General features: G+C 62.2%; 21 protein-coding genes. 8 read left to right on the top strand and 13 right to left on the bottom strand.

Annotated features, from left to right (window positions below; all coding sequences use genetic code 11):
• Nucleotides 1–7: 7 nt before the first annotated feature.
• The 8 genes from AC1RU4_RS17875 to AC1RU4_RS17840 form a co-directional block, all read right to left on the bottom strand.
• Complete coding sequence (locus AC1RU4_RS17875) at nucleotides 8–838, bottom strand: carbohydrate ABC transporter permease (protein WP_492892463.1); 831 nt, start codon at nucleotides 836–838, stop codon at nucleotides 8–10.
• Nucleotide 839: 1 nt separating this feature from the next.
• On the bottom strand, nucleotides 840–1,712 hold the full coding sequence (locus tag AC1RU4_RS17870) for a carbohydrate ABC transporter permease (RefSeq protein ID WP_492892462.1): 873 nt from the start codon (nucleotides 1,710–1,712) through the stop codon (nucleotides 840–842).
• 151 nt (nucleotides 1,713–1,863) lie between these two features.
• Nucleotides 1,864–3,183, bottom strand: coding sequence for an ABC transporter substrate-binding protein (locus tag AC1RU4_RS17865; protein ID WP_492892461.1), 1,320 nt, complete (start codon nucleotides 3,181–3,183; stop codon nucleotides 1,864–1,866).
• Nucleotides 3,184–3,409: 226 nt separating this feature from the next.
• Nucleotides 3,410–4,369, bottom strand: a complete 960-nt coding sequence (locus AC1RU4_RS17860; protein WP_492892460.1) for a sugar-binding transcriptional regulator — start codon at nucleotides 4,367–4,369, stop codon at nucleotides 3,410–3,412.
• A complete protein-coding gene (locus AC1RU4_RS17855) occupies nucleotides 4,366–5,058 on the bottom strand; it encodes an HAD family hydrolase (RefSeq protein WP_492892459.1) in 693 nt (230 codons plus the stop codon). Before AC1RU4_RS17855 ends, AC1RU4_RS17860 begins: the two co-directional genes overlap by 4 nt.
• Nucleotides 5,059–5,383: 325 nt before the next feature.
• The gene (locus tag AC1RU4_RS17850) at nucleotides 5,384–5,821 is read right to left on the bottom strand and encodes a GNAT family N-acetyltransferase (RefSeq protein ID WP_492892458.1); all 438 of its coding nucleotides are present in this window, start codon (nucleotides 5,819–5,821) and stop codon (nucleotides 5,384–5,386) included.
• Nucleotides 5,822–5,874: 53 nt separating this feature from the next.
• The gene (locus tag AC1RU4_RS17845; protein ID WP_492892457.1) at nucleotides 5,875–6,903 is read right to left on the bottom strand and encodes an Ldh family oxidoreductase; all 1,029 of its coding nucleotides are present in this window, start codon (nucleotides 6,901–6,903) and stop codon (nucleotides 5,875–5,877) included.
• A 31-nt stretch (nucleotides 6,904–6,934) separates the two neighbouring features.
• Nucleotides 6,935–9,103, bottom strand: a complete 2,169-nt coding sequence (locus tag AC1RU4_RS17840) for a N,N-dimethylformamidase beta subunit family domain-containing protein (protein ID WP_492892456.1) — start codon at nucleotides 9,101–9,103, stop codon at nucleotides 6,935–6,937.
• A 332-nt stretch (nucleotides 9,104–9,435) separates the two neighbouring features.
• On the opposite strand from AC1RU4_RS17840, the gene AC1RU4_RS17835 reads away from it, so the two are divergent.
• The 6 genes from AC1RU4_RS17835 (at nucleotide 9,436) to AC1RU4_RS17810 (ending at nucleotide 14,534) form a co-directional block, all read left to right on the top strand.
• Nucleotides 9,436–10,158 carry a GntR family transcriptional regulator gene (locus tag AC1RU4_RS17835; protein ID WP_492892562.1) on the top strand — a complete coding sequence of 241 codons (723 nt, stop codon included), beginning with the start codon at nucleotides 9,436–9,438 and terminating at the stop codon, nucleotides 10,156–10,158.
• A gap of 333 nt (nucleotides 10,159–10,491) precedes the next feature.
• Complete coding sequence (gene lhpH, locus AC1RU4_RS17830; RefSeq protein ID WP_492892455.1) at nucleotides 10,492–11,499, top strand: trans-3-hydroxy-L-proline dehydratase; 1,008 nt, start codon at nucleotides 10,492–10,494, stop codon at nucleotides 11,497–11,499.
• A 133-nt stretch (nucleotides 11,500–11,632) separates the two neighbouring features.
• Nucleotides 11,633–12,448, top strand: coding sequence for an ABC transporter substrate-binding protein (locus AC1RU4_RS17825; protein ID WP_492892454.1), 816 nt, complete (start codon nucleotides 11,633–11,635; stop codon nucleotides 12,446–12,448).
• A gap of 28 nt (nucleotides 12,449–12,476) precedes the next feature.
• On the top strand, nucleotides 12,477–13,139 hold the full coding sequence (locus AC1RU4_RS17820) for an amino acid ABC transporter permease (protein WP_492892453.1): 663 nt from the start codon (nucleotides 12,477–12,479) through the stop codon (nucleotides 13,137–13,139).
• Between the two features lie 26 nt (nucleotides 13,140–13,165).
• Complete coding sequence (locus tag AC1RU4_RS17815; RefSeq protein ID WP_492892561.1) at nucleotides 13,166–13,819, top strand: amino acid ABC transporter permease; 654 nt, start codon at nucleotides 13,166–13,168, stop codon at nucleotides 13,817–13,819.
• Entirely contained in the window at nucleotides 13,812–14,534 is a 723-nt protein-coding gene (locus tag AC1RU4_RS17810; protein WP_492892452.1) for an amino acid ABC transporter ATP-binding protein, read from the top strand. Before AC1RU4_RS17815 ends, AC1RU4_RS17810 begins: the two co-directional genes overlap by 8 nt.
• Nucleotides 14,535–14,788: 254 nt before the next feature.
• On the opposite strand, the gene AC1RU4_RS17805 is transcribed toward AC1RU4_RS17810, so the two are convergent.
• The 3 genes from AC1RU4_RS17805 to AC1RU4_RS17795 form a co-directional block, all read right to left on the bottom strand.
• A complete protein-coding gene (locus tag AC1RU4_RS17805; RefSeq protein WP_492892451.1) occupies nucleotides 14,789–15,592 on the bottom strand; it encodes a hypothetical protein in 804 nt (267 codons plus the stop codon).
• A 183-nt stretch (nucleotides 15,593–15,775) separates the two neighbouring features.
• Nucleotides 15,776–17,398, bottom strand: a complete 1,623-nt coding sequence (locus AC1RU4_RS17800; protein WP_492892560.1) for a DUF1254 domain-containing protein — start codon at nucleotides 17,396–17,398, stop codon at nucleotides 15,776–15,778.
• Nucleotides 17,399–17,517: 119 nt separating this feature from the next.
• Complete coding sequence (locus AC1RU4_RS17795; RefSeq protein ID WP_492892559.1) at nucleotides 17,518–17,868, bottom strand: hypothetical protein; 351 nt, start codon at nucleotides 17,866–17,868, stop codon at nucleotides 17,518–17,520.
• 277 nt (nucleotides 17,869–18,145) lie between these two features.
• Between AC1RU4_RS17795 and AC1RU4_RS17790 the strand changes: the two genes are divergently transcribed.
• Nucleotides 18,146–19,147, top strand: coding sequence for an AraC family transcriptional regulator (locus AC1RU4_RS17790; protein WP_492892450.1), 1,002 nt, complete (start codon nucleotides 18,146–18,148; stop codon nucleotides 19,145–19,147).
• Between the two features lie 294 nt (nucleotides 19,148–19,441).
• Here the strand turns inward: AC1RU4_RS17790 and AC1RU4_RS17785 are convergent, their stop codons facing one another.
• Complete coding sequence (locus AC1RU4_RS17785; RefSeq protein WP_492892449.1) at nucleotides 19,442–20,557, bottom strand: ABC transporter ATP-binding protein; 1,116 nt, start codon at nucleotides 20,555–20,557, stop codon at nucleotides 19,442–19,444.
• Nucleotides 20,558–20,574: 17 nt separating this feature from the next.
• Nucleotides 20,575–21,591 (bottom strand): ABC transporter substrate-binding protein, encoded by a 1,017-nt coding sequence (locus AC1RU4_RS17780; protein ID WP_492892448.1) that lies wholly within the window; start codon nucleotides 21,589–21,591, stop codon nucleotides 20,575–20,577.
• A gap of 308 nt (nucleotides 21,592–21,899) precedes the next feature.
• Here AC1RU4_RS17780 and AC1RU4_RS17775 point away from each other — a divergent pair, with 308 nt between their 5' ends.
• The gene (locus tag AC1RU4_RS17775) at nucleotides 21,900–23,597 is read left to right on the top strand and encodes an ABC transporter permease (RefSeq protein WP_492892447.1); all 1,698 of its coding nucleotides are present in this window, start codon (nucleotides 21,900–21,902) and stop codon (nucleotides 23,595–23,597) included.
• The last annotated feature ends 22 nt before the right edge of the window (nucleotides 23,598–23,619 follow it).

The raw sequence follows: 23,619 nt of genomic DNA, 5'->3' as shown, positions 1-23,619 counted from the left end.
GTCTCTCCTACTTCACAGCGCCGAACGTCAGGCCGCGGACAAGTTGCTTCTGGCTGAACCAGCCAAGGATCAGGATCGGCGCGATGGCCATCGTGCTGGCCGCCGAAAGCTTGGCGTAGAACAGTCCTTCGGGGCTCGAATAGCTGGCGATGAAGGCGGTGAGCGGCGCCGCCTGCGAGGCGCTGAGGTTCAGCGTCCAGAAGCTCTCGTTCCAAGCCAGGATGACGTTGAGCAGGAGGGTGGAGGCGATCCCGGGCACCGCCATGGGCGTCAGTACATGGATGATCTCGGACGCGAGCGTCGCGCCGTCCATGCGTGCGGCCTCGAGGATCTCAACGGGTATTTCCTTGAAGTAGGTGTAGAGCATCCAGACGATGATCGGCAGGTTGATCAGCGTCAGCACCGCGACGAGGCCGAGCCGGCTGTCGAGAAGCCCGGTGTCACGGAAGATCAGATAGATCGGCACCAGGACGCCGACCGCCGGCATCATCTTGGTGGAGAGCATCCACATCAGCAGGTCCTTGGTCCGCTTGCCGGGCACGAAGGCCATCGACCAGGCGGCGGGAACCGCGATGGCGAGCCCGACCAGCGTCGAGCCGAGCGCGATCACCACGGAGTTCCAGAAATGCGCGAGATAGTCGGAACGCGCATTCACGGTCCGGTAATTCTCCAGCGTCCAATCGAACATGACGAAAGAGGGCGGGGCGGCGATCGCCTCTCCTTCCGACTTGAAGGAGGTGAGCACCGTCCAGAGGATCGGGAAGAAGATGAGAAGCCCGATCCCCCATGCGATCGCCGTGACGACCGCCTTGCGGCCTGTCGTTGCTTTGCGCGCCATCTCAACTCTCCAGGTTCTTGCCGATCATCCGCATCAGGAAGATCGCAACGATGTTGGCGAGGATGACGGCAACGATGCCGCCAGCGGAGCCGAGGCCGACGTCGAACTGGAGCATCGACTGCATGTAGACGAGGAAGGTGAGCGTGGTGGAGGCGGTGCCTGGGCCTCCATTCGTGGTCACCAGGATTTCGGCGAACACGGAGAGCAGGAAGATGGTCTGGATCAGGATCACCACGGTGATGGCCCGCGTCAGATGCGGCACCGTCAGGTAGACGAAGCGCCAGAGCGGTCCCGCGCCATCCATCTCCGCCGCTTCCATCTGCTCGCTGTCGAGGCTCTGGAGCGCGGTGAGAAGGATCAGCGTCGCGAACGGCAGCCATTGCCAGGCAACGATGACGATGATGGACGGCAGAGGTGCCTGCGCGAAGAAGTCGAAGGGCTGAAGGCCGAGCCCGCGTGCGGCCGCAGCAAAAAGCCCGTTCACCGGGTTCATCATCATGTTCTTCCAGACCAGCGCCGAAACGGTGGGCATGACGAAGAACGGTGCGATGACGAGAATGCGGACGATCCCCTGGCCCCACATCGGCTGATCAAGCAGCAAGGCCAGCCCTATCCCGCCCAGAACGGTAATCAGAAGCACGCCGAGGACCAAAGCCAGCGTGTTGGCCAGGGCCGGCCAGAAGGACGGATCGGTAAAGAAGTAGGTGTAGTTCTCCAAACCAGCGAAGCTCTCCGTTCCTGGCATCAACAGGTTGAAGCGCAGGAGCGAGAAATAGAGGGTCATGGCCAGCGGGACTATCATCCACAGGAAGAGCAGGACGACTGCTGGCGAGAGCATCAACCGGCCTGCAATACGGGAGGCTTGCGTCGCCATCGACGAATCCTTTGCCGGGCAGACCGCGGGCGAGGACCGCGGCTAGGTAAAACGGAACGGGAGAGCAGGGCGCACGCCTGCTGCGCGGGAGGCGTCTGCAAGCACGCCACCCCTGGAAACTCCGAGGGTTGGCGTGCTTGCCTGGACGGAGCTATTTCGGATAGCCGGCCCGCGTCATCTCGCGCTGCGTCAGGGCCTGCGCCGCCGCCAGCGCCTGCTCGGGCTTGGACTGCCCGGCGAGTGCCGCGGAGAACTGCTGGCCCACCGCCGTACCGATCGCCTGGAACTCGGGGATCGCCACGAACTGCCCACCCGTATAGGGCACCTCCTTGTCGGAAGGATGGGTGGTGTTGGCGGCGTCGATCGCCTTCAGCGTCATGGCGGCGAAGGGCGCGGCCTTGAGGTATTCCGAGTTCTGGTAGAGCGAGGTCCGCGTCCCCGGGGGCACGTTGGCGATGCCGTCATGCTGGGCGACGAGCTTGGTGTAGTCCTGCGAGGTTGCCCAGGCGACGAAGGTCTTCGCCGCCTCCGCCTTGGAGGTCGAGGCGGGGATGGCGAGGTTCCATGACCACAGCCAGTTGCCATGGTTCGAGCCGCCCTGCCGCGTTGGCGAGGGAGCGAAGCCGACCTTGTCGGCCACCTGCGAGTCCTTGGGGTTGGAGATGAAGGAAGAGGCGACGGTTGCGTCGATCCACATCCCGCATTTGCCGCTCTGGAACAAAGCGAGGTTCTCGTTGAAGCCGTTGGACGAGGCACCGGGCGGGCCGTAATTCTTCATCAGGTCGAGATAGGTGGTGAGCGTCGTCTTCCATTCGGGGCTGTCGAATTGCGGCTTCCACTGCATGTCGAACCAGCTCGCACCCATGGAATTGGCCATGGATGTCAGGAAGGCCATGTTCTCGCCCCAACCGGCTTTCCCACGCAGGCAGATGCCATAAATGCCGGCGCCCTTGTCGGTCATCTTCTCCGCGGCCTGCTTGATGAAGTTCCAGTCCGGGTTCTCCGGCATGGTGAGGCCCGCCTTCTGAAGAAGGTCGGTGCGGTACATCAGCATCGAGCTTTCGGCGTAGAACGGCGCCGCATAGAGCTTGCCGTTCTGCGTAAGGCTCGCGGCCACCGGAGGCAGGATGTCTTCAGGATGATAATCGGCCCCGAGCCCCTCAAGTGCCAGCAGCCAGCCCTGCTTGGCCCAGATCGGCACCTCATAGTTGCCGATGGTCAGCACATCGTATTGGCCGCCCTTGGTGGCGATGTCGGTGGTCACGCGCTGGCGAAGCACGTTCTCTTCCAGCGTCACCCAGTTGATCTTGATATCGGGGTGCTTGGCGGTGAAGTCCGAAGTAAGGCCCTGCATGCGGATCATGTCGCCGTTGTTCACGGTCGCCACAGTGATCGTCGTCTCCGCCCAGGCCGAGCCCGTGAGGGCAAGCGCTAAGGACGCGCCCAAAAGGGCACGCGTGGTGAACGTCATCGTTTCCTCCTACATGGCGATTTTTGAGCAATTTGTCGCCTTATGGGCAAATATTCACCCGCGCTCCTCCATCGTCAAGTCTCTCGTGCGGCCGGCAATGGAAATCGGGACTCATGGCACGAGCACCAATCCGGCTGGAGGGTGCCGCGACGGCTTGCAGCCGGCATGGATATCCCGCCCGCCCGGAACCCTGGGCGCCCGAAGTTCAACCAATATTGGAGACGGCCTAGTGCGCGAGGATGCCGCGGGCCGTGGGTTCGTCGGTGACCAGCCCGTTGAGGATGCCTGACGTCAATGCCGCCGCGATCGCCATGACTTTGGAAGGGCCGGCCGCGACGCCGATGACCGGTCGTTCCGGGCTCGTCGTATCGACGCGCACGCCCCCGAGGCGCTTGTTGAGCGCCAGATCGAGATAGCGGCCTTCCGAATTGAAGATCCAGCCTGCCACTTCCCCGACCGCCCCCTCCCTTTGCACCTCGTGCAATTCCTCCGCGCTGAGAAAGCCATCGGCAAAAAGCGGGGCGTCATCGGTCATCTGGCCGACGCCGACAAAAATCACATCGGCGGCCTGTGCCAGTTCGCGCACCTTGCGCACGGGACCGAGTGACTGGAAGGCTGCATTTTCCTGCGCGGTGGCGGAGACGACCGGGACCGGCATCGGATAATGCGGCGCCCGCACCTTTTCGCCCAGCCGCATGATGACGTCGAAATAAGAGGCCGATCCATCCGGGGCGATATTGCCGATCAGCGATACCAGGCGATGCTGCGGTGCCTCAATCACACCCAGCGCCTCGACGAGACCACGCATGGCCCGGCCCGTGCCCACTGCGACGATAAGGGGGCTGCGCTCGCGCAGGACGCGCTCCATCTCTGCCGCTGCCGCGGCGGCGATGGTCAATACCGGCTCGCGCTCGGCACCCAGCCAGGGCATCACGCGGCAGCGCACCAGCCCAAAACGCTCGCACAACGCGGATTCGAGTGCGAAACAACTGCCCAGACGGTGATTGAGCCGAACATGAATGAGCCCGGCCGCGATGGCTCGGCTGACCAGCCGCTGCGCCCTCTGGCGAGAAACGCCCATCTCAACGGCGATCTGGTCCTGCGTCAGGCCCCCGACATAATAGAGCCAGGCGGCACGCGCTGCTTGATCATCGGTGCTGGGATCGGCGTCGATAGGCAAACTCATACCGGAACCGTTGCGCACATGGGCGCTTGAAAGAGATTAGGGAATTCTGTCCGCAGCTGAGTGAAGCTGGCAAAGCTCCGGTGCGGCTGCAACTCGCTCGACAAAGCCAGGTCGAGGCCGGCGATATGGCTGCCGCCGACAAAGCGCCAGACCTGCATCCCAGCCGCCAGACCCGCGGCAATGCCCGTCGGGCTATCCTCCACCACCACGCAATTCGACGGGTCGACATCCATTCGCTCGGCGGCATGCAAGAAAAGGTCCGGCGCCGGCTTGCCGAGCGCCACCTCGCTCGCGGTAAAGCTGCGGCCGGCGAACATCCGGTCGAGACCGACGATCTCCAGTGAACGCGCCAGCCTCGTCGGGCTGGAGGATGTCGCCACGCAGAACGGCACCTTCAGCGACGCCAGCATGTCCGCCGCACCTGCCATCGCCTCCAGTTCCGTCTCGAAGGCAGCAAAGAGGCGGGACCGGTATTCTTCCTCGAATCGATCAGGCAATTGTCGTCCGAGGCGGTCGCGTATCTCCGCCCGCACCGTCGGGAAGGAGCGTCCGAGAAAATGCTGGGCGACAAAGTGGCGGTCTACGACGATGCCATGGTGCGCGAGTTCGACGATGAGCGTGCGCGCGCTGATGACTTCGCTGTCGATCAGAACGCCGTCGCAGTCGAATATGATGAGCGCAGGCTGCATGGAGACAAGCTAGTATCCGCCGCCTTGGCCGTCCAGCAGACGTGTGAACGCGAGCAGGTGCATACCCTCATCGTCCTCAGTCCGCCGATGCTCTGTAAATTTAATATATATCTCAGATGGTTATAGGCGGAGGCATATTGCCGGGTGGAGCCCTCGTGATGCCACCCGCATGCGCGGCATTCGTGCAACAGCGTTCAGGGGAGTTCCATCCACAACTGGGGGAAGGCAAGGGAATGGACCGCTCGAAGCTACGCCGAAGGCATCGGCGATTGCCCGGCAATGGTCGCCGATGCCGCCTGCGCAAGCCCTTCGGGCGCGCCGCCAGTCAAGCCGACTTCCGCATGAAATGAAGGCCGGTCAACGCTGCCGTGAAGCCCCATTTTTCATAGAAGGGGACCATTTCCTCCAGGCAGTACAGCTCGCGGTGCTTGATGTGGACGATGGCGGCATCGTTCATCACGGTTTCCATCAGCAGACCGCCCAGCCCCGTATTGCGCCACGTGCTTTTGACGATGATGTCGAAGATCATCGCCTTGTACACGCCATCCGTCAGCACGCGGGCGAACGCGACCAGATCGTCGCTATGCGGATCTATGAACGCGAATATGGGCCCGCCGGATTGCAGGATTTTCTCGACCTCCGTTTTGGTGCGCCCCTTCGTCCACCACTCGGCTTGAAAGAGGTCCACCAACTGATCGATCTGCGAAGAGGTCAGGGACCGATGAAGAGTCAGCCGATCCTTGTCATGCGAAACGGTGTTCACTGTGCTCTCCCGAAACGGGCTGTCTGAAACTGATCGCGAAGCCCCCGGCGCGGCTACGTACCGCTTGCCGCCAAGGCTTTCAGCTGGAGAAGCTTCTCTCGCGAAATCGGAATGCCAAGGCGCTCGGCATTGGCTCGGTTCCTGTACCGGCGTTCGCCTGGCAGGCGCTCCTGTCCCGCGTCGAGAAGCCGATCGCATAACAGTGCGACACGCCGAGCGAACTCCGAGTTTCCTCCGCGCCGGGGATCGATGACGATCAGCAATTGCCCGGCCTTTGGCGTCTGGGCACCGACGCAATCGCCAAAATCGTTCTCGAACGAGAGCTGTCCGCCGGTCAGGGCGCCCGCCATCAGCTCGACCATGAGCGCGATGGAGGATCCCTTGTAGCCGCCGAAGGTGTTCAGCGCCCCACCAGCCAGGACCGCGTGGGGATCCGTGGAAGGGGTGCCGGCGCTGTCCACTCCAGTGCCGGGAGGAAGGGGAGTATTCGCCAGGGCATGGAGCCTGACCTCGCCATTGGCCATCACGCTCGTCGCCTGATCCACCACGAGCGGTTCGGCGTCGGCGACCGGCGTCGCAAAGGCTATCGGGTTTGTGCCATAGACGGGCGATCGACCGCCATGGGGCACCACGTTTGCCAGGCCGTTCACGAAGCTGATCGCCACAAGGCCCCTGCGCGCAAACGGTTCGACGTCAGGCCACAGCGCGCTGAAATGATGGGAGTTGCGCGTGGCGACGATGGCGATGCCAGTGCTTTCCACGGCCTCGTCGATCGCCCCTGCGGCAGCGGCCATGGCCGGCTGGGCAAATCCGTTGCGGGCGTCGACGCGGATGAAGGAGGGGCTGACGACGACGACGTCCGGGATCGCCTTGCCGTCGACCCACCCCGTTCTCAGAGACGCCACATAGCCGGGAATACGAAATATGCCGTGGCTTATGGCGCCGTCGCGCTCGCAGCCGGCGCAGTTCGCGGCGAGAATGTCTGCGGTTGCAGGCGATGTTCCACTGCCGACGAAAATATTCCCCAGCAGCGACTTCAGTGTGTCGAAATCGACGCGGATTTCAGCGTGCTCGGCGGTCATTGTTCTCGTTGCCAATTAGATCTGGTGTGGATCACCGCAGCACGGCGGGATCAGTGTCGGCGTTGCGTGATGTTTCGAGAAATTTGCGGAGGCAGTTTTCCAGAAGACGGGAAACGTTGTTCTCGTAGTCGTCATGCGGCAGGCTGCCGCAAAACGTAATGGAGCCGACCGAGAACAGGCCTCCGCCATTCTCGGCGAGGCCGTAGACAATATTTGATCGGATGCCACCGTAAGGTCGCGGACCTCCGTCGAAGACGCCGGGAAGAAGCAATTCTTCAAAACTCGTTTCGAAGGTTGGCCCGTGTCCTTCAGACGCGGCAACCACAGTCACGAAATCCGGCGTCCCAAGATCCGGGGAGGCCTGGTCGATCTCGAAGCCGGCAGCGCCGCCGCCTGAAAGGCCGAAATCGCCTATTCTCTGATCGGGCGGGATGCCCTCGAACAGGAACGCCAGCTCGGCCTGAAACGATTCTTTGGTGCGGACGTAATAGGTCCCCTCGAATGCGCCTTCGGCTGTAAAGCCAACGCCGGCCACCTTTTGTGGGGCAATGCCGTTTCGACGCCACAACCCGCCATATTCGCCATCGAGCTGATTGTAATATTCGCCGGGCAGGCTTGCCCAGGTCCTGCCGCCTCCCTCCGCTCGACGTATCTCGATGAGGTGGGGCTGACGCGGATCGCGGCCGATCTTCCAGTAGAAGCCGTTGCCGCCAAGGTACATCAGCTTGCCGCCTCCCTCCCTGTAGGAGATGAGAGCCTCGATCGTCCGGCGCGTATGATATTCAGGGTGCGTGCCCGTCAGGACGACGTCATAGGGTGAAAGCGCACTCACGCCCTCGCGGTCCAGATCTTCGTCGGTCAGGACATCGAACCCGAAGCCTTTGGCTCTCAGCCAGCCTGTCAGATGAGAATCCGCAGGGAAGCCTCGCATCCCCGAGCCCTTCTCGTCGTAATAGACCAGATAGCCGGGGCGCATCGTCATGATCGGGCGCAACCGGGACGAAAGGGTCACGCCGGATCCGTCCGGATGGCGATTATAGGTGGAGTAGCCGTAGGCGCCGACGACATCCGGGTTATGGGGATAGGCTCCCCACTCTTTCACGCGCGCTTCCAGCGCACCGGAAAAATTGCCGCGCGCATGGTTGGCATAGGCCATGTAAGTGAAGGTAGGCGCCAGAAACACGATCCTCTGCCGGGGCAAGGCAGGGTCGGGACGAACGTAGAACGGGATCGTGTCCGTGCCGATCCGATTATCGATCGCGAGACCGTAGACGCCCGACGGCACTCCCGTGGGCACGTCGATGGCAATCGTCGTTTCCCACTTGCAGTCGCTCAGATCATCCGAATGAAACGCGATGGCGGCATACTCGTCCGGGGCGGTTTTCCAGTCCATGTTGCGGCCGGTCCAGGCGGACGATCGAACCGCGCGCATCGGCATATTGATCAAGGCGAGGCGGCGGGAGGGGTCGATATCGTCCTCCACCCATTCGCTATTACCTGAATCGCCAAAGCGCCAACGTGCGAGCTCGTGAGTGTCGGAGGCCGCGCCTGTCCGCGAACGGCTGATCAGACGCGGCGCCTCGATCGTACCGTTGAAACACTCGTCCGGATGGCCATTCCAGACCGCTGCGAAACAGACATGATCGACCTCGCCGAGGATATTCCGAAGATCACCCGGCGCCACGAACCCTTTCGAGTCTTTTTGAGCTTCCAGGACGGAGGCACGGGCGCAGACGCGCTCGTCGCTGAAAGTGACCTCCAGCCTGGTCCATTCATTGAGGCCGAGAGCGAGGTTCAACGTGTCGCGGGTGGGGCGCGATCGCCGGGTTTTGAGGAAAAGAACTCCGTTGTTGAGGACCAGGGCAAGGCCCTTCGAACCATCGGAATTCTGCAGCGAGAAAATGGTCTGGTCGGCAGAGCTGAAAAAGGTCGGCCTGACGATAAGTTCCACCGTCAGATCCCGCGCTTCAGGGACCGGCGGGATAGGCCCAATCGCACAGGACCCCAAATAGGTCTTCTGCTCCGTGGCCGCATAGTGCGGTTTCAGGCCGAATTCCACGTCTTCGCTCTTCGGGCCGGGGCCGAGCGGATTGGGATCGCAGCAATCCAGCCTCACGACTTTCACCGCAATGTCGCGGTTGCCGATCGATGAAATCTTGAACTCAAGCCGTTCTCCCGCTCTCGCGCTGAGCGGGGTCACGTAGCCTATGACAGCAGGCTGAATGGGTTCCGGAGCAGGCATTTTCCACCACAGTCGGACGTTGAGGCGAGAGTTCAGCGGGGGAGGGCAGCGGCGCGGACGTCACCGGCTGCGCGCCGAACCTCGGCGCGGCCGGTGGACGTTCGCCGAACATTGAATGAAATAGAATATCGTATACGTTTTAAGTGTCTGTCAAGTTGCGATCTTGCAGCCTCGACCTCATCTTCAGCACCGAGAGAAGGCGCCTGCACGAGGATGTTGTGATGGTGCCAACTTGCGACCTCATATCGAATACGGTATTCGATCGCAGCCCTTCGATGGCAGGCTTGGAGATGGAAGTGCCACTTACCGCGATAGATTTGCCATCTCTCGGTTCGGCGCCGACGGCTTCCGACATCATCGCCAAGCACATTCGCGAAGCGATCGTGAGTGGAGCATTCGACGAGGGGGAGCCGATTCGGCAGGACGACGTCGCGAAGCTCTTCGATGTCAGCAAGATCCCGGTGCGCGAGGCGCTGAAGCGGCTGGAGGCGGAAGGCCTTGTCGAGTTTCACCGCAACCGTGGAGCCGTCGTCGCAAGCGTTTCAGAGCCGGAAATCGCGCAGATCTTCGAAGTGCGGGCTATGCTGGAAGCAAGCGCACTCAAATTATCCGTGCCGCGAATGACTGAAAAGACGTTCCAGCGAGCCGAGGAATATTGCGACGCTTTTGCGCAGGAGACGAATGTCGCGCGATGGGCTGAGCTCAACTGGCAATTTCATTCATGTCTCTACGAGGACGCGGATCGATCGTTTCTCATGAATCTCATTCGATCCGTCAATGATCGGATTGAGCGCTATCTGCGAATACAGCTCACTCTTTCTGGCGGAACCGGCGTTGACGATAAAGAACATCGCCAGATACTCGCCGCGTGCCGGGAAAAGAATGCCGACAAGGCGGCCGCGCTGCTGCACCATCACATATCAAGCGCCTGCGACTCTCTTTTGAGCCATCTCAAAAAAATGAGACCTGTATCGGGCATTGCTATTGATCCGAAGTCGGCGTCGCGGCCATAGGTCGGCGCTCGTCATCTGACAATGGATGAGCGGGCGAGGCGAGAGGGATAATCTCGCGAACGAAATCGTGCTCTGGGCGCGGTTTCCGGCAGATAGTTCCAGGGCAATCCGTTTCGGATCGGGGCAGTCAGGAATCTCGCGCGGCATGGTCATTTCTGCGGTTGACTCGCATCCATGATCGTATACGATATCTGAAAATCATAAACTGTCGAACGGCGCTAACCACCTCCCGGCGATCCGAGAGCGCGAAGGACTGCGCCGAAGCCGGTCAAACAAATACTGCAGCTAGTTTGCAGCAAAGCGTGGCCTGATGTTGAATTGTGGAGATGGCGTATGCAGTACCAGAGATCGTTAAGTACCGTTGAATTGCATACGTGCGGTGAAACATTTCGACTTGTGACGCAGGGTCTTCCGAAGATTCCAGGAAATACCATTGTCGAGCGCCGTACCTGGCTGGAACAGAACGCGGATCAATATCGTCGCGCTGTCATGCTGGAGCCGCGTGGCCACAAGGATCTGTATGGCGGATACCTCACCGAACCCGTCAGCGCCAATGCCGATTTTGGCGTGATTTTCCTGAACAATATGGGCTACAGCCCTCATTGCGGGCACGGCGTTATCGCCCTTGCGACGGCGGCTGTGGAATTGGGCTGGGTCGATCGGCACTCGCCCGAGACGCGCGTCGGCATTGATGCCCCTTGCGGCTTCATTGAAGCCTTCGTTGAGTGGGACGGGAATAGAGCCGGAACCGTACGTTTCGTGAATGTTCCCTCATTCATCTTCAAGCGGGATGTGACTGTCCTTACGCCGACATTTGGCAAGGTAACGGGTGACATTGCCTATGGAGGCGCAACGTATTTCTATGCCGATGGGCGCCCTTACGACATTTCCATTCGTGAGAAGGATGTTCAAAAGATCATGCAGTTTGGATACGAAATCAAAACTGCGGTGAATGCGGAAATGTCGGTCATTCACCCGGAAATTCCTGAATTCAATGATGTTTACGGCGTCATGGTCTATGGCGCCCCGCGTCATGAAGGGTCAACCCAGGCAAATTGTTGCGTCTATGCGGATCGGGCGATCGACCGATCGCCAACCGGGTCGGGTACCGCGGGACGCGTTGCCCAATTGTATCTTCGTGGAGAACTCTCCGCCTCAGATACGCTGGTAAACGAGTCCATTATTGGGACAGTGTTCAAGGGGCATGTTCTCAGCGAGACAAAGGTCGGTCCGTTCGATGCGGTGATTCCTGAAATCAGCGGGAATGCCTATATTTGCGGGTTCGCAAATTGGATCATAGATGAAGAGGATCCTCTCACCTATGGGTTCCTTGTTCAGTAATGGAAACTGATCATTTGACGGAATTACATTGATCCAGGTGAAGGGTTTGTTTGCCTCATTAATCGTATACGATATCTAAGATACGTTTGTCTTCAATCGAGCATGATTTCAATCAACGAGAAGGGGAACAGAAATGCGCATCACCTCATTTGCCTTCGCTGCGGCCTTGGTAGTATCGGCAGCCGCGACCGCCCATGCCGACAAGCTCGACGACATCATCGCTTCCGGCACGCTGCGCTGCGCCGTCGTGCTCGATTTCCCGCCCATGGGCTCGCGCGATGCCAGCAACAACCCGATCGGCTTCGACGTCGACTACTGCAACGACCTGGCTAAAGCGCTGGGCGTGAAGGCCGAGATCGTCGAGACCCCGTTCCCGGACCGCATTCCGGCGCTGGTCTCCGGCCGCGTCGATATCGGCGTCGCCTCGACCTCCGACACGCTGGAGCGCGCCAAGACCGCCGGTTTCAGCATTCCCTATTTCGCCTTCAAGGATGTCATCCTCACCAAGGAAGGCCTCGGTCTCGATACCTATGACAAGCTGAAGGGCCGCAAGGTCGGCTCGACCGCGGGCGGCTACGAGGCGCTGGCGCTGGAAGCCGACGTCAACAAGTGGAACGATCCGAAGGGCTCCTTCCGTGCCTATCAGACCCAGGCCGACGTGTTCCTGGCGCTGAGTCAGGGCCAGATCGACGCTACTGTCGTCACCTCCACCGTTGCGGCCGCGACCGTGAAGGAAGGCAAGTTCAAGGGCTTCGCCATGACCGGCGACGCCCCCTACGACATCGACTACGTGGCGCTGATCGCGCTGCGCCAGGAGCAGGGGCTGCTCAACTACCTGAACCTGTTCATCAACCAGCAGGTCCGCACCGGCCGCTACAAGGCGCTCTACGACAAGTGGATCGGCCTCGGCGAGGCGCCGGATCTGACGATTCCAGGTGTGTATCGCTGATCGAACATTCCGGCGGCGGGCGCGAGCGATGAACTACACCTTTCATTGGCGTCCGGCCTTCCGGGCATTGCCGGACATGCTCTGGGGAGCACTGGTGACCCTCGAGGTCGCGGTGCTGTCCATGGTGCTCGGGGTGGCATTCGCAGTGCTTCTGGCGCTGGCGTCCGGCTCGCGCTTTCGCGTGCTCCGGGCGATCGCGACGAGCTGGGTGGAACTGGCGCGCAACACCCCGGCACTGTTCCAGATCTACATGGCCTATTTCGGCCTCGGCTCGCTGGGAATCTATCTCGACAGTTTCCCGGCGCTGCTGGCCGGCATCACCTTCAACAATGCCGGCTATCTCGCCGAAACCTTTCGCGGCGGTCTGCGCGCCGTGCCATCGACACAGGTGCGCGCCGCCCGCTCGCTGGGCATGGGGTCCATCCAGGCATTCCGGTTGATCGTGCTGCCGCAAATGTTCCGGGTGGTGTTCCATCCACTCACCAATCAGATGGTGTGGGCGATCCTGATGACCTCGCTCGGCGTGGTGGTGGGGCTGAACAACGACCTGACTGGCGTCACCCAGCACCTCAACGTCAAGTCGTTCCGCTCCTTCGAGTTCTTCGCCATCGCCGCCGTCATCTACTACCTGATCGCCAAGGCCGTGACCGGCTCGGCCCGCCTGATGGCGTGGCGGCTGTTCCGTTATTGAGGGAGGCGCAGATGTTCGACGGTTCCCTGTTCGAAACCTCCTTCACTCTCAACGACCTCTGGTTCATGTTGAGGGGAGCGGGCGTCACCATCTCCATCACCTTCTGGGCGGTACTGGGCGGAACCCTGCTCGGCATGTTGTTCGGTCTGGCGCGGGCAACCGTGCCGTGGTGGGTCAACGCGCCGATCGGCTTCGTGCTCGACATCTTCCGCTCGGTGCCGCTGCTGATCCAGTTCGTATTGGCCAATTCCTTCAAGTCGATCATCGGCCTCAACTGGTCGGCCTTTACGATCGGCTGTGTCGTACTGGCGATCTATACCGCAGCCTTTTGCACCGAGATCGTGCGCGCCGGCATCCTCGCGGTACCGGCGACGACGCGGCGGGCGGCCCGCTCGCTCGGGCTGAGCTGGCGGCAGGACCTGACCGCCATCGTGTTTCCCATCGCCCTGCGCGTCGCGCTGCCGAACTGGATCGGCCTCACGCTTGGCGTGATGAAGGACACCGCGCTGGTGCTGTGGATCGGCATCGTCGAGTTGCTGCGCTCCTCGCAGATCATCGTCACCCGCATCCAGGAGCCGCTCTTCGTGCTCGCGATCGCCGGGCTGATCTATTTCCTGATGAGCTTTCCCATTGCCCGTCTCGGCGCGCGGCTGGAGAAGAGGTGGCGCGAAAATGATTGAGATCGACGACGTCCACAAATCCTTCGGCCAGCTCGAAGTGGTGAAGGGCGTCACCATGACGGTGGAGAAAGGCGAGGTGGTCTCGGTGATCGGCGGTTCCGGCTCCGGCAAGTCGACGCTGCTGATGTGCATCAACGGGCTGGAGCCGATCAATGCCGGCCGTATCCTGGTCGACGGCGTCGACGTGCATGCCCGCGGCACCGACCTCAACAGGCTCCGCCGCAAGATCGGCATCGTTTTTCAACAATGGAATGCGTTTCCGCACCTGACCGTGCTGGAGAACGTCATGCTCGCCCCGCGCAAGGTGCTGGGCAAGAGCCGGGCCGAGGCCGAGGCGATCGGTGTGGAGAAGCTCTCGCATGTCGGGCTCGGCGAGAAGCTGAAGGTCTATCCTTCCAGGCTCTCCGGCGGCCAGCAGCAGCGCATGGCGATCGCGCGTGCGCTCGCCATGTCGCCGGACTACATGCTGTTCGACGAGGTGACCTCGGCGCTCGACCCGCAGCTGGTCGGCGAGGTTCTCGACACGATGCGCCTTCTTTCCGCCGAGGGAATGACGATGATCGTGGTCACCCACGAGATCGCCTTCGCCCGCGAAGTGTCGGATCGGGTCGCGTTCTTTCACAAGGGGAAGATCCACGAGATCGGGCCTCCGGCCCAGGTGATCGGCAATCCGCAGCAGCCGGAAACCGTCGCCTTCCTCAAATCCGTCCTTTGAAGCTGGGGGAGTATATCCCAGGAGCTGTGGCTACGCGTTCTTCCGACCGTGATGGCCACGCGAGCGCCTCCTCGTCACCAAAGAACTCGGACGCGCGTCCCTTTGGGACATGCTGCCCGCCACCGACCTCGGAGGTCCATGGCGGGTGCACATCGTCAACGTGGTCGCTCACGACACAAAATTGGCGTTGACGCAGCGGCCCTTGACCATTGTAGGCGCCACGCGTGGGGGCGAGCCCTGGCTCTAGATCTCGGTCAGAAATGCCAGCCTAGACTGAGGGTTGGACCATGCATGACGGTATTGTAGCGAAAGGAGCCCGTGCCGACGCCAGGCCCCTGATAGTCTTCGTAGAGATAGCGGTAGCCGATCGCCGTCGAGATCGAGGACGTCCACCAGTAGCCGACCCCAACATAGCCATTGCTCGACAGCTTCGATCCAACACCAAAGCCGCCAATATCCGCGGTGGAGTTCAGGAACCAGCGATCGTCGATCGCCCATTGCAGGACCAGTCCGACGGTGGGATCGATCCACTGCTCCGTCTGGCTGCCTGACCAGGCAAGCTGTGAACCAGCGACCGACAAGGCTGCGTCGGCGGAAAGCCGCACGTAGCGCAGGCCGGCGGTGATGCCGAGATCAAAGCTGGATGCGCCGAGTGGTAGCCAGTGGCCAATCGCGCCGGTGGCGATGGTCTGCGACAGCTCCGCGTCGACGTCGCTGCCTCCATAAGGGCCGATCTGATCGGTGTGCGACAGCCGCGCCAGCACGAGATCCGCCAGGAACAGCCACTGCCCGTTTTCCGCAAGGAACGAGCCCATCACCGCGCCGTCGAGGTTTTCCAGCACCTCTGGCACCGATGCGTCAACCGGTGCCATGGGCCGGTTGAGCACGCCGATCTCGCCGTCGATCGCGGTGAGCCAGCCATAGAACGTCGCCTGAAAGCGCCAGTCCGATGCCGGCCGCACTTGCAATGCCGAGACGGGCTGCGGCACACGGCGATAGGACAGGTCGGCGGCGCCCGCTGAACCCGCGGCGACAAACGCCACGAGCGCCAACGTCATGGCACCTGTCCTGTACCCGGCTGCACGCCTCTTCTGGAGATTGTTCGGCATCGTCCTTCTCCACCGGCCGATTCGATCGTCTGCGCCAGCACGGCCCAGCACGCCGTTCGGATCCCAGGCATCTATTTCGGGGGCGCAATTTCGGCGAACCGGCCCGCGATCTTCCGCGGGCCGGCTCTTGGGTCACTTCACCAGAGCGATCTCGCTCGGCCGCCAGCTCTTGTCGAAGAACGACGGCAACGGGCTGTAGAGGCGCAGAATTGTGAACCAGCCCTTTCCGGGGGCGGTCTGGATCCAGTTGCCGCGTGCCACACCGTTCGGCTGGGTGGGGCCGAAATAGACCGTGGTCGTGCCGTCGGCGGCGGCCTCGGCGGCCGGAGAGGGATAGCTCTGGCTGCCGGCGCGCGGATATTTCTGCGGCGTCTGCAACATGGAGCGTGTCTGGTTGTCATAGAGCGTGAAGGACCAGAACGCCTTGGCGGGAATGTCCTTGGGCAGCGTCACCTTGTAGGTCTTCGCGCCGTCGAAGGGAGTTCCATCAGGATCGAGGAAGCTCATGAGGTACTGCGAGCCCACGCCCGGGATGCGCATGATCATGCCAGGCGAGTCGAGCGTGTAGCCGTAATAAAAGGCTATGCGGGAATCGAGCGTGCGCGCGCCAGTCGGTGCCAGCGGCTCGAACATGCCATCTTTGAAGACGGGCGGCGGGGTCTCGAAAAACGCGCCACCATCCCACAGCATGTTGCCCCACTGCGAACCCTTGTAGTAGGTCCAGTCTGGGTGCTGCATCGCATAGCGCCAGTTGAGTGCGCGGCCGGATGCCTGGCCGACCACCGCCGCATCCGACAGGATCTTCTTCATCCGCTCGTCGGGCTTGAACTCCTTGCCGTGCACGATGCCGATCGCCGCGAGCTGTCCTGCAAGCTCGATGTCGTAGCTGGTGGCAGGCTCGTTCTGGACGTTCTCATTAATCAGTTCGAAGAAACCGTAGCCGCTCGGCGGAATGGTGTTGAACGACCGTCCGCTGGCCTCGATGAACTTCATCTCTGGAATCTTCGGCTCGCCGGCAATGCGCACCGTGCCTTCGAGCGCCTGAGCAAGGCTCGTTCCGAAAGAGCCCGGCTGGTAAGGATAGATCTTCAGGTTCCGCTTGACGTTCTCGACGGCCGGCTTGGGGTCGCTGTCGACGAGATAGGCGCGCGCGGCGTAGAGAGCGAGGTTCGTCTTTGAACGGGCAATGAAATAGCCGCCCTCGGGCAGCGGACCGTTATAGTCGGGGCCGACGATCAGGTACTTGCCGCCAAGGCCGCGATCTGGTCCCGGGGCGCCAATGTCGATGATCCACGAGAACCACATGTCGTTGATCGTGCCGACGGCGTCCGATGGTTGTTCGACCACCAGCGGGCCTTTGCTCAGATCGAGCGCCGTGAGGTAATAGACCGTATCGGCATTTGCCGTCAGGAACAGCGAGCTCGAGTCCATGAGCTCCGAGAAGATCGCAACATCGCCGGGCTTGACGCCAATGCTCGCGAATCCCTTGACGAGCGCCAGGGCCGAGGCGCCGCGGAAGCTGTTGTTGTAGACGTTGAGCGCCCGGGTGAAATCGAGCGCGTCGTATACCCTGCTGGCGGTTTCGGCGGTCGGTGCACCGTCCTTGAACTCCAGCGTGCCGATGCGCGTCTGCGCCGTATCGGGTGCGCCAAGAGACCGAATGGTCTCTTGCGACACCTGCGCGATCGCAGCGGCAGAGGGCAGCGTAAGGGCCGCGAAGGCGGTGGCGCCGGCCAGTCTCAGGTAGCGTTTCATGGTGAACATCCTTTGCTGCAATTCGAGATGCGCGGCGCCTCCGGCGCCACGCATCGCCTTCTGTCGGCGGCTCAGTTGCGTCATCATCTCTGCGCCTAAGTTGAGTGTCCGATAGATAACTATCGTGGGCAGACGTCCCAGAAACCCTGACTCCGACTAGGAGTCGTATAGTACCAGCAGTACCCGGGCTCGGGCGGAGTGCCGGCAATCGAAACGGCTGCAGCATCAGCAATGAATCCCACGGCCGCTCCGGCCGCGATCGCGCCTCCGGGGCGCCAATAACGATGAGGATTTACAACCACGACGCCGCGCGGGCGGTACCCCGGGGCTCCATAGCCCGGCCTGACAGCGCCCGCTGCGCATCCGCGCGGACCGCAGCCCGCTGCCACGCAGCCGCGCGGTCCACAGGCCGCCCCGCCAGACCGATAGGCTTGAGCCGGCGTGATCGAGAGCATCGGGGTGGCGAGCATGGCTGCAAGCCCTGCCGGCAGGATCGTTAGCTTGCATGCATTCAGCACTGCAGCCCCTCTATCATGATTGAGTTCGGCGCGAACGAACGCGACGATGGGCAACTTCCTCGCGCTCACGGCCGACAATTTCCTCGGCTGCAGTCAAAGCCACGCCGGCGGCCTCAAGCAGGCTTCCCCGTTTGTCCGATACACCTATATTGCGCCACAAAGCAGCAATCGGACTTCGAGACCACTCATTTTGCGCCACCAATGGCGGTATCCCCGGAGCGTTCCGCGCATGGCTGAGATACCGGTTATCTCGAACCGCATACTGCATGGCACGCCGGCCTTCCTGCGCCAGGAAATCGGGGAAAGGGCGCTTCAGCAGGCGAATCGAGCCGCCGGCTTCGATCTCGAGCTGACCGAGGATCGGAATTGCTTCATCCCGCATGCGGCGGTGGTTGGGTTCGTGAATGCCGCGGCGAGAGCGGCGGGCGAGCCCAACCTTGGGATCCTGTTGGCTCCGATGATGAACGCTGCCAACTATGGCAGTTTCGGGCGCTACGTGCTGGGAGCCGACACCCTCGGCCAATCCATCGAGCGCGCCATCGCGGCACTTCACTACCATAGCACGGATGACAGGATGTCGGTCGCGATCGTCGGCGACGAGGCACGGTATAGCTACGTCTTTGCCCTTGCCGGGCGCACCGGCTACGACATCATCGCCAGCGCCGCGGCTGGCGTCCTGCTGAGCGTCCTCAGGGCTTATTTGCCCGCTGACTGGCGGCCGCTGCGCATCGAGCTTGATATCGACAAGCCGCGCCAGGCTGGGCTGTTCGAAGATGTCTTTCAGTGCCCGGTCCTTTTCAATGCGCCAGCAGTGACGGTCGTCATGGAGCGCCATCATTTATCTGCTGCTCGAAGGCGCGCTTCATGGTCGATGATCACGATCGAGGACGTGGCGCGAGACCGGCGGGGCGGGGCTCCACGGGATCTGCTCGACGTCGTCGTGGAACAGATCCGCGCCCAGGTTCTCACCGGGAGCGTGTCCATCGACAGTGCCGCGCAATCGATGGATACCAGCATCCGAACGTTGCAACGCGAGTTGAACCGGGCGGGAACCGATTTTCGCAGCTTGGCGAACGCAGCAAGGCTTCAGCGAGCCACCGAGCTCCTCCGGCACACGAATGGCTCGATCACCCGTGTTTCGGCGGAGATGGGATATTCCTCTCCCGCCAATTTCGCGCGCGCCTTCCGAAAGGCGACCGGCCGTGCCCCGCGGGACTTTCGCGCTAGATAGGCTAGGAGTGAGGACTGCCTGCACACAGAGGTGCATCATGGATCGGCCGGACCGATCGATCGCAGCCCTGATCTTGCTCTAAGCGAGACGTGCGGCCGCTGGCTCGCGAACCTGCTTCTCGATCCAGGCACTTATTTCCGCAGTTGTACACGCTGCCGGCCTTTTCAAGGTGTCGGGTCTTGATTCGGGCGACAGGCATTTGCGCTTTCCAGTCGCATGGCGCCAAGACCGAGCGCCACCGGCACGCGGTCCGCGCATCGGTGGCGCTGGTTGCCCTGAACGGCGCCGGCCTCGTTACGCCGCGCCGCAATAGGCCCAGCACAGATCGACGGGGATCGAAACCAGAACCTCCGTACCCGTGGAGAAGCGTGGCTCGGTACCCAGTTCCACCACGTCGAGCGAGGCGTCGAGCACGTCCACCGTGTAGACGCTCTGCCCTCCATGGAAGCGTCGCTGGGTGATGCGGCCGGGATAGCGCTGGCCTTTACCGTCTCCTGTCGCCAGCCCGTCACGGGCGGAGAGCGCGATGTTCTCCGGCCTGAGTCCGATGAGCGCAGGATCGCCTACGCGCAGCTTGCCCATCATCCGGGCATGGAGATGGGCGCCTTGGCCTTCCAACTGGAAACGGCCCTGCCCATTATCGACCTGAACCAGATGGCCCTTCAGCGTGTTGGTTACGCCGGTGAAGTTGGCGACGAAGGGGTCGGCCGGGCTGTTGTAGAGATCCGTAGCGGCACAGATCTGCAGAAGCTTGCCGTCGCGCATCACCCCGATGCGGTCGCCGATCACCACGGCTTCCTCCTGATCGTGCGTGACATAAAGCGCGGTGAGGCCGAGCTGCTTGATCACTCGGCGCAGATCGTCGCGCAGCCGGATGCGCAGCTTGGCGTCGAGGTTGGAGAGCGGCTCGTCCAGCAGCACGATACGCGGGCGGTAGACCAACGCGCGGGCCAGCGCCACGCGCTGCATCTGCCCGCCGGACAACGCAACGACGGAGCGTTCCGCATAATCTGCCAGGCCGACCAGTTCGAGTGTTTCCTCGACGCGTTCGCGTAGTTCCGCCTTGTTCTGGCCGCGTCGTCGCAGCGGATAGGCGACATTCTCGAATACCGTCATGTGCGGCCAGACGGCATAGGACTGGAACACCATGCCGATCTGTCGATGCTGCGGGGCGACGAGCGCCCCGCTGGCGGAATCATAGACGGCATGGTCTCCGATGCGGATGGTGCCGGAGGTGGGCTTCTCCAGTCCCGCGACCATGCGCAGCGTGGTGGTCTTGCCGCATCCCGAGGGACCGAGGAGAACGATGATCTCCCCGGGCGCGGCGGTGAAGCTGACATCGTCGACCGCCGGACGAAGCCCGCTGCTGAACGACTTGTTGAGGTTTGCGACCGAGAGGGCGACAGACATGGATCAACCCCCGTTGTTCAGTTGCGGTAGCCGTAGATGGCGTCCCACTCCTTCACCCACGGTTCGCGCAGGGAGTCGAACTCGGCATTGTCCGGCACCCAGACCTTGGCATCCGCGGGGGCGCCCTCGGGCTTCTTCGCGCCTGCGAGCAGCGACATGCCGCCGAGCTTCTCGACGATCACGTTCTGGCCCTCTTCGGAGAGCGACCAGTCCATGAACAACCGGGCCGCGTTGGGGTGCGGCGCGTTCTTGAAGATGCCGGCGGCGCCGGGCGCGGCGGGTAGTCCCTCCATCGGATACACCACGTTGATCGGCGCACCCTGGAGCTTCAGAGCGGTAGCGGTGGCAAGCAGAAGTGCTCCCATATGGATCTCGCCGCGCACAATGGCGCTGGAGGCCGGGCCGTTCGATTCAAATAGGCGAGGCCGTAGCGCCGCGATCTTCTCCCATGTGTCCGCGCCCATCACCTTGCGCTGGAACATGGCGACCGTCCACGCGCTGCCGCCCGAGCCGGCAAGGATCAGGCCGGTCTTGTCCTTGTATTTGGGATCCTCAAGCTCCTTCCAACTCGCCTTCGGCGCTTCCATCAGGGCCGGGTTGTAGGCGAGGCCGTAGACGAAGAGCGTGCGCGGCCACAGGCTCTTCACCGGCATCGAGGAGCGGTCCCACTTGGCGGCATTGGGCGGGGCATAATCCGCGAACAGGTGCTCGATGCGGGTGGCGAGCATGCGGTCGGTCAGGTCCACCACGTCGGCCGTCAGCTTGTTGGCGGCGGCTTCGGTCTCGATTCGGGTGAAAAGTCGTCCGCCTGGCGCGCGCACGATGTCGACGTTGATCCCGGGGAAGCGTTCGGAGAACGCCTTGGCGAGGATCTGCTCATTGTCGAGCACCACGCCGGAATAGAGCGTGAGCTTGCCTTCCTTGGTGGCGGCCGCGACCAGTTCCTTCGAGCAGCACTCCTGTGCCGACGTGGCACCGGACAGTACGAGAAGGGAGGCAGCAGCAAGCACCGCCCGCGTCATGAGAGCTTTCATCGATTTCCTCCTGGGTTCGCGCGCGGTTTTTGTGCGGCGGTCGGTTGGCGCCGGCCGGGCTGCGCGCTTGAGCGGCAAGCCTATTACGAGAAAAGCTCCGGCGTAAATAGCGAATACGTTTCTTATTAAGATAAAAAATCGCTTGATAAATTCATTTACGTATACGTTAATCGTGCAAACGGCACTGAGGGCGAAAAATGCCCCGAAAAAATGCCGAGCCTAGGGAAACGACCCGGAGGAAGCCGACGGTGGTGGATTTCACTGTTCCACAGGGCGTGCATGCGCGCCCTGACGTCTTTTCGTGGAGGATGACGCTGAATGCCTGGCGGGGCCATATCTGGTCGCTGGGGCTCGTTCTCGTGCTGTGCGTGCTCGTCATCTATCCAATGGCGATGCTGCTGCTGGGGGCGCTCACCACGACGAACCCGGCGCTTGAGGGCATCTCGACCGCTCTCACGATGGATAATTTTCGTGGCATCGCCAATTCCTCGCTGGTGCGCGAGGCGGCGGTCAATTCGCTGATCACCTGCGGCATCGGCACCTTCTTCGCCGTGATCATCGGCGTGGGGCTGGCCTGGATCGTGGCCCGCACCAACACGCCCGGAAAGGGCTGGGTGGAGATTTCCGCGATCATGCCGCTGTTCCTGCCGCCCATGGTGGCGGCGGTGGCGTGGTCCTACATGGGCTCACCGACGACCGGACTGCTCAATGTCTTCCTCAAGCAGTTCGGTTTGGATATCCGCGTCAATTTCTACAGCCTCAGCGGCATGATCGCGGTCTTCGCGATGTATTACGCGCCTTACGTCTACATGTTCGTCTCCGCGGCGCTGAAGAACATGGACCCCTCGCTGGAAGAGGCGGCGCAGATGTCGGGCGCCGGGCCGTTGCGCTCGACGCTCACCATCACCTTCCCGCTGATCGCGCCGGCGATCCTCTCGGGCAGCCTTCTGTGCTTCATCGTGATGTTCGGCATCTACGGCATCCCTGCGGCGCTGGGTACGCCCGGCAAGATCGACGTGCTGACCACCTATCTGTTCCGCCTCACCTCGTGGACGCCGCCCATGTTCAATGCGGCCGCGGCGGTCGCCATCGTGCTGGTTATCGTCACGGCGGTGTGCGTTGCCTTGCAGCACCGGGTGCTGGCGGGACGCAGCTTCGTCACGGTCACCGGCAAATCGTTCAAGCCCCGCACCATGGATCTCGGCCGCTGGCGCTGGCTCACCTTCTCCATTGCCGCGCTCTATGCGCTCGTCGCCGTGGTGGTGCCCTGCATCGGGCTGCTGGTCGGCGCGTTCCGCCGCTTCATGTTCGTGCCGAACTTCGCCAGCCTGTTCGATGCCAGCCAATACTCGCTGATCCATTTTCAGCGCCTGTTCGCCAGCGATCTGGTCTGGCGCTCGTTCTGGAACACGATCGAGGTCGGCATCATGAGCGCCGTGCTCGGCGGCGTGCTCGCCTTCTCACTGGCATACACGATCAACCGCACCAGGCTGCCGTTTCGCAGATCGCTCGATATATTGAGCACGGCGCCTGTGGCGGTGCCGGGGCTGGTGATCGGCGTCGCCTATCTGTGGGCCTGGATCGCCTTCTCCGAGCATCTGTGGGGCACGACGCTGATCCTCGCCCTCGCCCTGGTCGCGCGCTTCCTGCCGGACACGCTGAAGGTGTTCAGTGCTGCGCTCACCCAGATCCATGGCGAGCTGGAGGAGGCCTCGCGCATCTGCGGCGCGGGCACGCTGCAGACCATCCTACGCATCATCGTGCCGCTCACCGTGCCGGGCATCGTCTCGGCGATGAGCCTCCTGTTCATCCTTTCGATCCGCGAGCTCGGCTCCTCGCTGTTCCTCTTCACCAACAACACCATCGTCATGCCGGTGCTGCTGCTGGACTTCTACGAGGGCGGCGATACCGGGGCGACGGCGGCCTTCAGCGCCTTCCAGGCCCTCCTGCTGCTGGTCATCGTCGGCGGCGCCAATCTCCTCGGCCGCATGAGCCGGATCCAGTGACACAGCCAATCCCGGAGTTCCG

This window comes from Ancylobacter sp. GW821-FHT10E12 (assembly GCF_058809335.1).
Note: the sequence above shows the minus strand (reverse complement) of the source record. Positions and strands in the feature narration are given on the sequence as shown.